The organism is Algoriphagus namhaensis (assembly GCF_042649705.1).
In the GTDB taxonomy this organism is placed as follows: Bacteria; Bacteroidota; Bacteroidia; order Cytophagales; family Cyclobacteriaceae; genus Algoriphagus; species Algoriphagus namhaensis.
The window spans coordinates 717,134-729,613 of sequence record NZ_JBHRZS010000006.1 but is presented as its reverse complement, the minus strand read 5'-3'; the positions used below and the strand labels follow the sequence as shown (position 1 = coordinate 729,613).

General features: G+C 41.3%; 13 protein-coding genes. 4 read left to right on the top strand and 9 right to left on the bottom strand.

Features of this window, described 5'->3' with window-relative positions:
• Window positions 1-19 precede the first annotated feature (19 nt).
• The 4 genes from ACFOSV_RS06715 to ACFOSV_RS06700 all read right to left on the bottom strand — a co-directional run bounded on the left by ACFOSV_RS06715 (window position 20) and on the right by ACFOSV_RS06700 (window position 3,658).
• On the bottom strand, window positions 20-1,567 hold the full coding sequence (locus tag ACFOSV_RS06715; RefSeq protein WP_377904680.1) for a M20/M25/M40 family metallo-hydrolase: 1,548 nt from the start codon (window positions 1,565-1,567) through the stop codon (window positions 20-22).
• Between the two features lie 176 nt (window positions 1,568-1,743).
• A complete protein-coding gene (locus ACFOSV_RS06710) occupies window positions 1,744-2,958 on the bottom strand; it encodes an adenylate/guanylate cyclase domain-containing protein (protein ID WP_377904678.1) in 1,215 nt (404 codons plus the stop codon).
• Window positions 2,959-2,978: 20 nt separating this feature from the next.
• On the bottom strand, window positions 2,979-3,497 hold the full coding sequence (locus ACFOSV_RS06705; RefSeq protein ID WP_377904676.1) for a hypothetical protein: 519 nt from the start codon (window positions 3,495-3,497) through the stop codon (window positions 2,979-2,981).
• A 17-nt stretch (window positions 3,498-3,514) separates the two neighbouring features.
• A complete protein-coding gene (locus tag ACFOSV_RS06700; protein WP_377904674.1) occupies window positions 3,515-3,658 on the bottom strand; it encodes a hypothetical protein in 144 nt (47 codons plus the stop codon).
• A gap of 293 nt (window positions 3,659-3,951) precedes the next feature.
• On the opposite strand from ACFOSV_RS06700, the gene ACFOSV_RS06695 reads away from it, so the two are divergent.
• A complete protein-coding gene (locus ACFOSV_RS06695) occupies window positions 3,952-5,337 on the top strand; it encodes a family 2B encapsulin nanocompartment shell protein (RefSeq protein WP_377904672.1) in 1,386 nt (461 codons plus the stop codon).
• Window positions 5,327-6,415 (top strand): terpene synthase family protein, encoded by a 1,089-nt coding sequence (locus tag ACFOSV_RS06690; RefSeq protein ID WP_377904670.1) that lies wholly within the window; start codon window positions 5,327-5,329, stop codon window positions 6,413-6,415. Before ACFOSV_RS06695 ends, ACFOSV_RS06690 begins: the two co-directional genes overlap by 11 nt.
• 118 nt (window positions 6,416-6,533) lie before the next feature.
• Here the strand turns inward: ACFOSV_RS06690 and ACFOSV_RS06685 are convergent, their stop codons facing one another.
• Together ACFOSV_RS06685 and ACFOSV_RS06680 are read right to left on the bottom strand one after the other, a co-directional pair.
• The gene (locus ACFOSV_RS06685) at window positions 6,534-7,244 is read right to left on the bottom strand and encodes a sialate O-acetylesterase (protein WP_377904668.1); all 711 of its coding nucleotides are present in this window, start codon (window positions 7,242-7,244) and stop codon (window positions 6,534-6,536) included.
• 50 nt (window positions 7,245-7,294) lie between these two features.
• The gene (locus tag ACFOSV_RS06680) at window positions 7,295-7,933 is read right to left on the bottom strand and encodes a YdeI/OmpD-associated family protein (RefSeq protein WP_377904666.1); all 639 of its coding nucleotides are present in this window, start codon (window positions 7,931-7,933) and stop codon (window positions 7,295-7,297) included.
• A 123-nt stretch (window positions 7,934-8,056) separates the two neighbouring features.
• On the opposite strand from ACFOSV_RS06680, the gene ACFOSV_RS06675 reads away from it, so the two are divergent.
• A complete protein-coding gene (locus ACFOSV_RS06675) occupies window positions 8,057-9,106 on the top strand; it encodes a zinc-binding metallopeptidase family protein (protein ID WP_377904664.1) in 1,050 nt (349 codons plus the stop codon).
• Window positions 9,107-9,473: 367 nt separating this feature from the next.
• Window positions 9,474-9,860, top strand: coding sequence for a cupin domain-containing protein (locus ACFOSV_RS06670; RefSeq protein WP_377904662.1), 387 nt, complete (start codon window positions 9,474-9,476; stop codon window positions 9,858-9,860).
• 133 nt (window positions 9,861-9,993) lie between these two features.
• Here ACFOSV_RS06670 and ACFOSV_RS06665 read toward each other — a convergent pair whose 3' ends face one another.
• From ACFOSV_RS06665 to ACFOSV_RS06655, 3 genes are all read right to left on the bottom strand, one after another.
• Window positions 9,994-10,827, bottom strand: coding sequence for a hypothetical protein (locus ACFOSV_RS06665; RefSeq protein WP_377904660.1), 834 nt, complete (start codon window positions 10,825-10,827; stop codon window positions 9,994-9,996).
• An 84-nt stretch (window positions 10,828-10,911) separates the two neighbouring features.
• Complete coding sequence (locus ACFOSV_RS06660) at window positions 10,912-11,352, bottom strand: nucleoside deaminase (protein ID WP_377904658.1); 441 nt, start codon at window positions 11,350-11,352, stop codon at window positions 10,912-10,914.
• A gap of 77 nt (window positions 11,353-11,429) precedes the next feature.
• Entirely contained in the window at window positions 11,430-12,458 is a 1,029-nt protein-coding gene (locus tag ACFOSV_RS06655; protein ID WP_377904656.1) for a serine hydrolase domain-containing protein, read from the bottom strand.
• Window positions 12,459-12,480: the final 22 nt, after the last annotated feature.

Sequence of the window (12,480 nt, the reverse complement as noted above, 5' to 3'; positions counted from 1 at the left end):
ATTTGGTCAGGGCTTCAATTTATTGCTCGATTCCTCCTTTTCGAGTCGGGGATCGCATTGCCGGCCAATCGGTTGGTTCGCCAGTACGACGATTAATTGGAATTCTTCGCTCCTTGGAGACCATTTCATCTTCCTCGCTAGCCATATAAACCATGATAGCTGTGAGTATTGCATTATTTTTCACGTCTTCAAAAACGATTTTGTCATACGTGTCCAAATTGGTATGCCAAGTGTAATTGAAGTAAGACCAGTTAAGTGAACTTAGGGAAAATGCAGGAACTCCAGCAGCCACGAAAGAAGCATAGTCGGATCCACCACCGCCTGGGTTGCCAGGGAAATCGGTTTCAATTTCTCTCGTGATGGTGCTAGGTACCTTTGACATCCATCTGCCCAAGTATTCGTAGCTATCCACAAATCCTTGACCTGAAATATTAACTACTCGTCCGGTGCCGTTGTCTTGATTGAAAAGAGCTTGGATCTTAGGCATCATTTCGGGATGGTCTTCCACAAAAGCGCGTGAGCCATTTAGTCCTTGTTCTTCCGAACCCCAAAGTCCAACTAGAATAGTTCGCTTTGGATTTGGGTACACTTCTTTCAAAATGCGCATCACTTCCATCATTAGAATAGTGCCTGTGCCATTATCTGTAGCGCCTGTACCACCATCCCATGAGTCAAAGTGCGCAGAGAGCATCACGTATTCATCCGGCTTTTCAGTTCCTTTGATTTCTGCTATGGTATTGAAAGTAGGTACCACACCGGTTTCTTTAGATTGCGCATTAAGGTTGATTATAGGCTTTTTACCGCTTTCGGCAAGTCTGAAAAGAAGTCCATAATCCTCAAGGGAAAGATCCACAGTTGGGACCGTTTTGGTGTAAGCAGAAAAGATTTTATTGGCACCAAATCCTCTAGACCAGTAGGAAGTGATGATGCCTAGTGCTCCAGCTTCTTCTAGAGCCTGTGGCAGTTCTCGACGACCTTTGCCAGTACGTCGTACACGTACTTGCCATTCGGCTTCGACCACACCTCGCTCTTCTTTCATTTTCTCAAATGACTCCTCAGTCGCAAATTCTTCCCAGTTATAGTCCGGTCTTCCTGTGATTTGAGGAGCGGAGATCATCACATATTTGCCCTTCACATTGGGTAGCCAATCTTCAAAAGTTTCGTCATCGCCTAACTGGGGTAGTATGATCACTTCGCCAGAAGCTCCTCCAGCTGGGCTGGATGGGCTCCAGGCCAATTGCATCCCAGAAAGCGAGCGAACCCAAGGTTCTACCATGTCGATGTGGGTGATGCCTCGATCCCAGCCTCTCCATTCGCCCCATTGCTCGCTGCGAGCTTCGATACCCCACTCCTGAAATTGTGCTACAGCCCATTCGTGAGCCTGCTGCATTTGTGGAGAACCGACAAGTCTTGGCCCTATTCCGTCTAATAGTTCATGGCCGAGGTATTTTAGCTGAGAGTTTTCTTCGGCTTCCTTGATGATATTTTGAATGACGGGGTCTTGGGCTTTGGCTTGAAAGCCAAAAAATAACAAGACTGCCAGGGTAATAGCGTAGTGTTTTTTCATTTTGATTTTTTTATAGACTTAAAAATAAGGATAGCTCACAATAATTGAACGCCGTTTGTGGATTTAAAATCAGGTGAATTCATTTCTTGATCCAAGAAGCATTTTGAAGGGCTCAATGAAAAATCAATTCAACTCTTTGAGTCGTTTGATGGTATTTTGATTACTAGGGAAGATATTTAATCTTTGTTTGATACATAGTACATCTCCATTTCCCCTTTTCCTTTTACGAAAACCTTTTCACGTTTTTCAAAATCAAATTTGGGCACATGTTTTATCAACTCGTAGGTCGTTTGACTTATGTTGATTTTGCCAGGCAAGCTCATAGATTCCATCCGATTGGCTGTGTTTACAGTATCCCCCCAGATATCGTATTGAAATTTTCTAATTCCAACAATTCCTGCGACGACTGGTCCTGTGTGAATTCCAATTCTCAATTCAAAGGCAATCTCATTTCTGGCCTCTTTTTCTTTCATTCGAGCTATCATAAAGTCTCGCATTTCAAAAGCTGCAGAGACCATATCCACTGGATGCGTGTAGTTGGAAACGGGTAAACCAGTGACGCATAGGTATGCATCTCCTATGGTCTTTATTTTTTCGACCTTATATTTCTGGATAATGTTGTCAAAGGCACTAAAACAATGATGTAATTCATCTACCAACAATTCAGCACTCATTCTTTTACTTTTTTCAGTAAAGCCTACAAAATCGGTGAACATGACCGTAACCATGGTAAATGCTTTAGCACTTGTATCTCCTGAAGATTTAAGCTCCTCCGCCACATTGCGAGGAAGTATATTTAGTAACAATTCCTCTGATAGCCGTTTTTCAACTTTGATGGTGTCGACAAAAAAGGCACAGGTTACAAAAATCACAGAAAAGGAAGTGATCAAGTTCATCGTATAGAAAAGCGTAATGGTAGACTGTGGAACTACTAATTCATAACCATAGTACATGGGCTGAAAAAAAATAGTTATCAAAATACAGACTAAAAAAACGATCATGTACGCTATGGCATATCTGGCCCGGCTAAATATGAGCATACCCAAGGGGGTAAGGAAAGCCCAAGCGATTATCATTCCGCTAGCTTCCAAACTTCCAATAGACCACTGACAGGTGACCGGAACAATGAGAGTTCCTAAAAACACTGAATGAACCAGGAGGAGGTGGTTTTTAGCAAAATGGGAAACAAAAATCATGACTAAAACCATAGCCCCAAACAGTCCAGCTGCCACAGTTGGAACAGACCACCCAAAAATAAAATACCACATCAGACACCACACCACCCCACAGAGAAATAACAATGAAGAGATTGTTATAAGCAGTTTTTTCTGATAAATTAGATCAGGTGAGTCGTCTTCATTACGGGCATATACACTTGTAATTTTGAGCATTTATTTACCTTATTAAATAGTTAATTTGTGTATTCCCACCAATCTACTTTAGGGTGAATTGACGCAATAATCAATCGTTCGAAAAATTTTTCACCGAAAAACCTCCGCTTCGTCAGGTTGATAAATTTATAAAGGTAATTCTTCAAGTGTTTGAAAGTATCCTTATGATAGATGTCTAATAGCCTCATTTTCAGATTACTGAATGCCTTGTAAATGTACCCTAAGGCCGCATTACTCTCCACCGCCCCTTCAGCCTGTCTCGGACTTCCTTTTCTGGGTTTCAGCTGGTTTTGACCCTGCCTTTTTGGAGCCATAATTACATTGCCTTTGTCGTATTCAACCATTTCCTCTAAAAAGTATAAATCGTCTCTTCCTCCCATCACATCTCTTATTTTTATGTGCATAAGTCTGAATGCGATCTCAAATCTGCTTAAGCCTAAATGTCGATTAAGCTGAAGTAAAGCAAGCCCTTTCTTGATCACTGTGATAAACATTAATGTCAACATCCAGACTTGTGGAAGCCTTTTGCTATTTTCCATGACCTTCCAGGTTTTGATCAAGCTTCTTTTCCGGCCATCTCTGCATTCGAAATACTTGGCCCCATTGAACTAGAAAGGATGAGTTGCTTTCTGGCACTTTTCACAAAAAATACCGGACTTCTCATGATAAAATCAACTGAAGCGCTTAAAGGATTCTTCATCAAGAAATTGATTCATATAGAAGACTAATTTATGTTCTCAGGTGTTGGAACCAAAGAAAGTGATACTTTTTTACTTGACAAAACCTTTGATACCAACTATTCTTATGATACCAACTATTCTTTGGCTAAATGCGAACTTGCCAAAACACATAATATTTTAACAAATCGAGTGGTTATTTACTAGAATTTTTGTAAAGTTATATTTGAGAAGACAGACGAAATCCCAAAACAATCAAGCTAATACTAATACTAATCGGATTTTCTGAATTTATCAAATTTAATCATTAAAAACTATGAGCGAAGAAGCAAAGGGTCAGGTTAGGATTAGCTTGCCAAAAGAACAGGCTAGACAGTTAACTACTACTCAGAAGACCAGGCCAATGATGGAGTCGATTTCATCACGCAACCTGTTGAAAGTATTACCTTGGGTAAATGTTGTTGGGGGTTTCTATCGTGTAAACCGTAGGCAGATTTTGGAGATTCGCCCAAACCTTGTCACGTTTACCGACGACAATGGACAACCTAAAATTTATCCACCCTCACTAAATCAAATCCCAGTTTTTAGAACCGTTCAAGACGAACAACTTTTAACACAAATCGCTGAGAAAGCTGAAAAGGTGGAATTTGAAAAAGACGCATCCATTAAATCACAAGACGAAAATTCAATTATGCTTTACCTTATTGCCATAGGTAAGGTTTCTCTGCTTGAAGATGGAGTGTATAACAATGATAGCGTCATTGTGACACTCGGTCCTGGACAATATTTTGCTGATTTTGGGAAGAACGTAGAGGAAGTGCGCAAATATATGGCGAAAGCGAAGACGGCCGTCACCATTTTCAAGATCTCTGAAGATGATATCAAAACCATATTGGCAGATGATCATCTGGAAGACCATTTAAACGAGCTGGAAAGATTAGGGAAATTAACTAACCGAAAAGGAGAGGCACTTATCAACATGTATTCAGGCCTTCATGATGACGAGCCTTCTATTCCCGGCACCTATGTTGCATATGATGAAGCCCCACGAGAATACGAACTATACAGCAGTCAAACTATCTTAAAAATTCATTCCAAAGTGGCTGATTTACATAATAACCCATATAATCAAACCCACGAACAAATTAGATTGACTGTTGAGGAACTTCGGGAGAAACAAGAATACGAAATGATCAATAATAAGGATTTTGGTTTGCTTCATAGTGCCGACTTCCGTCAAAGAATACATACTAAAACCGGGCCGCCCACGCCTGATGACCTAGATGAGTTATTATCCAAGCGCAGAAAAACGAAATATATATTTGCCCATCCCAGGGCGATCGCAGCTTTTTTACGTGAATGTACAAAACGAGGCATCTATCCTAGCACGGTGGAGATAGATGGAAAGGAAGTGGTAGCGTGGCGCGGTTGTCCAATCCTTACAAGTAATAAGATTCCGATTGTAAATGGACTAACTTCAATGATCGCAATTCGTGTTGGTGAAGAGGATCAAGGTGTTGTAGGTTTGTATCAAATGGCGCTTCCTGATGAAATAGAGCCGAGCTTATCTGTTCGATTTATGTCGATTGATGAAAAAGCGATAATCTCCTACCTGATCACAAACTACTATTCATTGGCCGTCCTTGTTCCTGATGCACTTGGCATTCTAGAGAATGTGGAAGTGGGTGTTCATGAAAGTTAATAGCTCCATGCCAAGTTCAGTCAACAATCTAGATCTGATCAACCGTGTTTTGAGTTTGGGTCCAACAGGTATCGGCACGAATACCACCAACATTGCGGGTATATTGAATCGACCGGATCAGGAATCTGATACAGAATTGAGACATAGAGCACCCTACCGAGACAATGTTGCGCTAGGTGAAGAGCTCAATGAAAAACTACTTGATTGGGCTGAAAGTATCGGTCTTTATGAAGGACATTTGGATTATCTCAGGAAATGTAATTTTGGTCGATACGTCATGTTGACTTACGCTTTTTCTGAGGACCGGGAGCGATTGTTTTTGGCAGGGCAAGCCATGCTCGCCCTTTTTGGATTGGATGATTATTTTGTAGATGATAAACGAGCTGGTTCTACATTGGATATGGTGGGAAGGAACTTATCGCTATGCATGTCCGCCTTAGATGAGCCCTATTTTACTCCAAAATATGATCAAGACACAAATAAAGGGCTTGGTGCTCATCCTGTTCATACTGCACTGAAACAATACATTGCAAAGACCGCCCAGTTTGGTACTCCTCAGCAAGTAGCACGCGTCAGGCATGAAGATATGTGTCTTTTTGTGGCCATGTGTCAGGAGTCGAGTTGGCGGATCAATAAAATGGTTGCTCCTGTTTGGGAGTATCTTGGGGGAAGACAGATGAATGGTTTTACACCTTGTTTGACAATGATTGATATTGTGGATGGCTATGAACTGCCGCACAACATCTATTCGATGCCAGAGGTAAGAAGAGTAGTGAAAATAGCGGGACTTATCTGTGTAATGGTAAATGATCTAGTTTCTACGGAAAAAGAAGAAGAAGCGGGAGTACATCAGTTTGGAATCAGGGAAGCCATTCAAAAAGAAGAAAACTGCACATTTGACGAAGCCCATCGACTAGGAGTTCGTTTTCATAATGATTTGCTTAGAATTTTTGAAGATGAATCAAGTAAGTTGATGGTGTATGCTACACCTGAGCTACGAAAATATCTGATCGGTTTGGAAGCTTGGATAGCGGGAAGTCATCTTTGGCACACTACTAGCAAAAGATATTCTGGATAAACATTGAATCTTTATAGCGTTAGAGTGTGGTAGTTAAATTGGACACCCATTTAAAACTTCGTTTTTCCACCCCGATTGCCAATTACACCTTAATGAATTGGATTGGTAATTACGATTATCAATTGGATCGAATCAAGTGAATCGCTGATTCGGCAAATCGCTCTCCTAAAATATAGTATCCTTGGGCTGAAAGGTGAAGGTCATTTTGAATCTCTTTTCCTTGACGATTGAGTCCATCATTTAGGTCATCGGTATCTACCCATGCGAATTTTCCATTGGACTGGGCGACTTGGACCTGGATGTCTCTAATTCGGGTCCAATGCGGATATCTAGCATTTTCTAAATCAAAATCACTGAGTCGACCGATGACAAAGTTGATGTTTTCAAAGTCTAAATCCTCTACTAATTGACCATGAAGTCCAACTAGACTCCGTTCATATTCGTCAGCATGCCCTTCTCGTGCATCCCGCTCTCCTTGCATCCAAACCAGGGTGATGGTTTGGATTTTTTGCCCGATGATAGCAGAATTTACTTTAGACAGAAGGGTGTCGTACAAATCAGGTTGTGCTTGTATTCCCATTTCGAGGGGATCTTTCCAGTCCTTGAACCACCTTCGGATGGGTTGGCCTCCGTAGGCACTTTTAACTACGATCACGTTCTCCGCACCAAATTCAGCCTCTACTTTCGGAATGAAAGATTCTTCAGGGATCAGACCCTCCATATTGGATTGCCCGGAAAGGATAAAGAGGTGTTTTCCCTCAGGCCTGCAAGCCGTAGCAACAAGGAAAATCAAAATGAGTTTTGCGATTTTTGAGAGGATGTTTTCCAAAGGCTTTAGATTTAGAAATGAGCGTAAGTTTAGACAGAGGAGGTTGACTATTATTTTTTACCGGAGCTGTATTTATCATTGATCCCGATGCCAGCTTTGATTTGGGAGCTTAACTTTTCAATTCTTGTTTGGCGGGTTTTACTTTGCTTTGGCGCAGAAAAATAGAGGATATATCCGCGTTGTCTTCCAGCCGTCAGTGCATAAAACGCCTCTTTAAGAACAGAATCTGATTCAAAAGCATCAATCAGTTCCACCGGAATTGGTTCTGGGTTTTTTTTGAATTCTACCTTTAGCCCTGATTTTTCAACTTCTATAGCTTCGTAAATATAGGCCTTGAGGAGAGCTTCCTGTTTTAAAACTTCATTGACATCTGTAAATCGAATGACCTTAGAGGATTGGGAGTTTTCCCCAGGAGAGATTAAGATATTCGAAGGGTCTTGTAGCAGACTACCTTTGAAGAAAGCCAAAACCGCATGATCCTTGAAAGCGGTCACCATTACAACATTAGCATTTTTCCAAGTGTAGCAAGGCTGAGACCACTTATATTCCTCTTCAAGGCCTGTTTCCAATACGATCCTTCGGAGCTGAACAAGTATAGGTTTCCAAGTATGAACTTTACAATCTGGCGTTTGATAAAGTGAGCAGCGACCACAGCCCTCTTCGAGGTAAAGATCTACTTTGGGGTTCATGTAAGGGAATTGATTTCTTGGCTTCTTTTGAATTTACTGTATTCTTGAGAATAATCTTCTCAAATCGAATAGCAATTATAGATTGATAGTCCTCGACCGAAATATTACCATGATCTTTGCCAAATGAAAGTTTTCCAGTGCGGTCATTGTCAACACCCTTTATTTTTTGAAAGCTACTCTTGCGAAAACTGTGGGCACGAGTCGGGGTATCGATCCATGGATCGTATGATGCTAACCTTTGATCCTGCTCATAGAGAGCAGGTATCGGACAGGGAGGGGATCCGCTATAAGTACTGTAAGAACCACCACTTTGATGTGTGTAATTGGGTAGTTCCGGCTGAGGAAGCAAATGATTTTTGCGAAGCATGTCAACTCAACCGAACTATCCCAAATCTATCCAATGAAAAGAACTTGGAGAAGTGGAGAAATCTAGAGGTAGCCAAGCATCGATTGGTGTATCAACTCCAAAAATTAGGATTGAATCTCCCAAGTAAGATGCAAGATCCTAACGGTCTTTGTTTTGATTTTGTAGCTAGACAGCATAACAAAAGTCTCATGACAGGCCATGCGAGCGGGGTGATTACCATCCTTTTGCGCGAGGCGGATTCGGTACTTCGAGAGCAGGCTAGGCTACAAATGGGTGAGCCTTACCGCACGCTCATTGGTCATTTGAGGCATGAGGTGGGACACTATTTTTGGGATAGGCTAGTACTTCCTCATACCGAGTTACTGGTTGAATTTAGAACGATTTTCGGAGATGAAAGGAAGGATTATGGAACCGCTTTGGCCGAGTATTATAAAACTGGAGCACCTGTAGAGTGGCAGGAAAACTTCATCAGTAAATATGCAACATCGCACCCTTGGGAAGACTGGGCGGAAACCTGGGCGCATTACTTACATTTGATGGACATGGTAGAGACGGCTCATTTTTTCGGGTTGAAAGTGGATCCTTTCCATAAACAAAAATCCATGCGAGCGAAAGTCACTTTCGATCCCTACGGAGAAAAGAGCTTCAAAAAAATCGTCAATGCCGCTGTGCCGATTTCATTTGCTGTAAACAGCATCAATCGGGCGATGGGAATTCCTGATGTCTATCCCTTTGTAATCAATCACGGGGTGGTGAAGAAAATGAGTTTCATTCATTCGCTGATGCTTTCGGCTCAGTTATATTGAACTGTTAAAAGAAAAAACGATTTGACCTTGGTTTTAACGGCTTAGACTTGATTCTAACGCAAATCATAATCCACGTCATCTTGGATATATGACTCTTGGATAAGGGAAAGTAGATGAATCAAGCCTCATTTTTATCTTAAATCTGTGTATCTATGTTACACAATAAAACAGGGTCAACAGGATTTAATTGCTTAATAATCAAATATTAAGGTTTATCTCAAAAATCAAGTTGCTTGTCGGAAATAATAGTCTACCTTACAAAGAAGGCATTATCAAAAACTATTTGCTGTAAGCAACTTTTCTGCTTTAGGTATAACAAAATATCTACTGGCCTTCTTAAGTTACTTTTCACAAAACCCAACAAATTATGAAGATCGCGAAAGATGACATCGAAATAAAAATGCAGATTCCTGGTGCAATTATTCGACAAAAATTGGATTTCGGTGATGCAACTGGACTAGGAAAAATCAGTGGAGAGTATTTTAGTCTTGCTGAAGGAGTGGATACCAAGCCTTTATTTATGGGGTTGCAAGGTAATATGTGTCAATGTCCTCACTGGGGGTTTCTCATAAGTGGGCAGTTAACAACAACTGATGCCAAGGGAGCAAAAGAAATAGTCAATGAAAAAGATTTATTTTATTGGCCTTCAGGGCATAATGTCAAAGTGAATAAAGATGCCGAGATAGTGATGTTTAGCCCTCAAAACCAACATACACCTGTAATTAATCATATGATTGAAATGACTAAGGGGTAAATTCTTGTTCAATCCATTATTGGAATTGGGAAATCATTTCTAAAGCGCAAATTTTCTTTCAGTCGAATGGCGAAAGTCACAATTCTGCACAGAGAAGAAAATAGTGGGTATTTACCTTGACAATTCTTTTCGCCTAATGACCATATCGCTCAAAAAACTCGTCAGCATCATTGATCGACTCCAAGCCTAGGATATAGCAAACTTCAGAAAGATCAGAAAAATCCAATCCGCCGGCTTCGATAGCTTCGTTATTGTAGCGACCATCTTTACCATTGTATTGGTTGGAAATATCTGTGGAAAGCTTCCAAACTGCGTTTAATTGCTGATTTTTGACTTTTTTATCCCAATCTCTGAAATTGGGATCGCGAAAACCAGGAGTACCATTTCCTACGGCGTTACCATCTGGGATTTTGTGATAGTCTGTATTTTCCTTTACAAATTTGAGTTTTTCTGGATCGGTGACCTCCTCGTTCCAATCACTATGTTGGACGATGTGAATGCGCTTGCGAGTGTTGAGTCTAGGCTGCTGGGCCTGGATGGCTTTCACCAAAGCAGCCGAAAAATCAGATTGCCCCGCATCTGCAATCCAGATATCTCCCTTGCCAGCAAGGATTTGATTTACAAGGGGCATTACCTTAGAGACAGCCCCAGGTATATTTTCATGAGCATCGGTCCAGTTTTGGTCGAAGGCCAATTCAAACAAAGGATTCGGCGGAACGTAAAGCCCTTCTTGAATTCCATAGGTGCCAGCGACTGCGTGGTACTTGATTTTCGAAAACTCCGCGTTAGACATTAAAGTGGCTAATGCCGCTACGGTATGAAGATCATCTACGTCCGTTTTGCAGTCAAAATTTACGAGTAAAAGATCTTTGTCCGAATTGAATCTTGGGTTATTGGTAAAACCAAAACTCTGAAAAGAGTACAGTATAGTGAGCAAAAAAATGGCTAAAATGAATTTAGTACGCATGGGTTTTCGGGGTTCGTTAAGGGGTGAAGTGTAGTCTTAGTGATTTAAAATAGGAAATTAAAATTCTTTAATGGACTCTTCTTCTTAGGGCTCTCCAATATCCTCATTCCATAAGTTGGGTTTCGCTGCAATAAAGTCTTTCATTAGCTGGATGCAAGTGGGGTCATTGAGGACCACGACCTCCACTCCTTGATCTCGAAGGAGTTGCTCAGATCCCATAAAGGTCTGGTTTTCTCCGATAACGACCTTGGGAATACCATAAAGCAAAATGGCCCCTGTACACATGGGACATGGGGACAAAGTGGTATACAAGACACTGGTTTGGTACACTTTTGCAGATTGCCTGCCTGCATTTTCCAGAGCGTCCATTTCGCCATGCAAAACCACACTGCCTTGCTGAATCCGCTTATTGTGACCTGCTCCTAAGAGCTTTCCTTCATGTGCGATTACCGAACCAATTGGGATTCCCCCTTCGGCTAGACCCTTTTGAGCCTCTTCGATGGCTCGTTCAAAAAACTTATCCATGTACTGAATGTAAGAAAAAGTGGTTGATAATTAGTTGGAATACAAAACCTACAGATCAACATTAGGGTGGGTACGCCTTATTGCCTTTCGATAATTTTGGCAATTCTACTATTTATGATTTCAGATAAATTCCAATTGTAAAGTTTAGGATCTGTGGTGCTATAAAAGGATATGATCACGGCATCAAGGTCTTCATAATAGTTTGCGAAACTCTGATATCCAGGAACCCAGCCCCCGTGCTCATACTCATAAATAGAAGAATAGATTTCTTTTTCACCGGGGTTAAATACCGATCCATCGTTTAATGCCCTGAGGAAAATACCAACATCTTCCGCAGTTGCCACCATTCCATGTTCATCCTCTTTCAGATCAAAGGGATGGCCGACATGATATCCGCTCATTACCTGATCTAGATCAACTTCCTTGAGCGAACTGAAGGTGTTTTTGAGATGGAGTGGAGTCAGGATTTCATCTTGTATAAATTGAAAATTAGGATAACCAAGTACTTGATCCATAATCCTGTTGAGCAAAAGATAATTGGTATTGCAATACTCATAATCCTCTCCAGGCTCAAAGTTGGCGGGCTTATCCAGAATTAAGGCAAGACTTTCCTCATAGCTTTGATTGGGCTCGGCCCAAAAATTCGGGGAATCCGTAAAGTTAGGAATACCGCTTCGGTGCTGGATCATAGACCTCAGCGTGATTTTATCAGCATACTCTATTCTTCCTTCAAGCTCAGGCAAATAATCAACAATGGTTTTGTCCAAAGAAAGGCGACCAGCTTTTACCAATTTGGTGACAGCTATGGCATCATAAAGTTTGCTTATGCTGGCAATCTTAAAATAGGCTTGTGGTTTGGCTGGGATCCTTGATTCTCGGTCGTGCCATCCAGCAGCCAAAGACTGTGGAGGTTTACCGTCTTGATCTATGTAGACAATCATACCCTCAAATCCATACCCAATCGCCTCCTCCAACTGCTCTTGCACCGTATCAGGCAAGGGGAGAATCCACGCTTTTACCAATAGCCAAGGCACGAAGTAAAGCGAAATTGCCGTTCCCAAGAATAATACTATTCTGATGATTCGGGTTTTTTGCGTTTTGTTCATGTTGGTTGCTTCTATGGCTAGG

Excerpts from the sequence above, each read along its gene's own strand:
- ACFOSV_RS06715 (WP_377904680.1), bottom strand. The coding sequence starts at position 1,567 with ATGAAAAAACACTACGCTATTACCCTGGCAGTCTTGTTATTTTTTGGC.
- ACFOSV_RS06710 (WP_377904678.1), bottom strand. The coding sequence starts at position 2,958 with ATGCTCAAAATTACAAGTGTATATGCCCGTAATGAAGACGACTCACCT.
- ACFOSV_RS06705 (WP_377904676.1), bottom strand. The coding sequence starts at position 3,497 with ATGGAAAATAGCAAAAGGCTTCCACAAGTCTGGATGTTGACATTAATG.
- ACFOSV_RS06700 (WP_377904674.1), bottom strand. The coding sequence starts at position 3,658 with ATGAAGAATCCTTTAAGCGCTTCAGTTGATTTTATCATGAGAAGTCCG.
- ACFOSV_RS06695 (WP_377904672.1), top strand. The coding sequence starts at position 3,952 with ATGAGCGAAGAAGCAAAGGGTCAGGTTAGGATTAGCTTGCCAAAAGAA.
- ACFOSV_RS06690 (WP_377904670.1), top strand. The coding sequence starts at position 5,327 with ATGAAAGTTAATAGCTCCATGCCAAGTTCAGTCAACAATCTAGATCTG.
- ACFOSV_RS06680 (WP_377904666.1), bottom strand. The coding sequence starts at position 7,933 with ATGAACCCCAAAGTAGATCTTTACCTCGAAGAGGGCTGTGGTCGCTGC.
- ACFOSV_RS06675 (WP_377904664.1), top strand. The coding sequence starts at position 8,057 with ATGAAAGTTTTCCAGTGCGGTCATTGTCAACACCCTTTATTTTTTGAA.
- ACFOSV_RS06670 (WP_377904662.1), top strand. The coding sequence starts at position 9,474 with ATGAAGATCGCGAAAGATGACATCGAAATAAAAATGCAGATTCCTGGT.
- ACFOSV_RS06665 (WP_377904660.1), bottom strand. The coding sequence starts at position 10,827 with ATGCGTACTAAATTCATTTTAGCCATTTTTTTGCTCACTATACTGTAC.
- ACFOSV_RS06660 (WP_377904658.1), bottom strand. The coding sequence starts at position 11,352 with ATGGATAAGTTTTTTGAACGAGCCATCGAAGAGGCTCAAAAGGGTCTA.
- ACFOSV_RS06655 (WP_377904656.1), bottom strand. The coding sequence starts at position 12,458 with ATGAACAAAACGCAAAAAACCCGAATCATCAGAATAGTATTATTCTTG.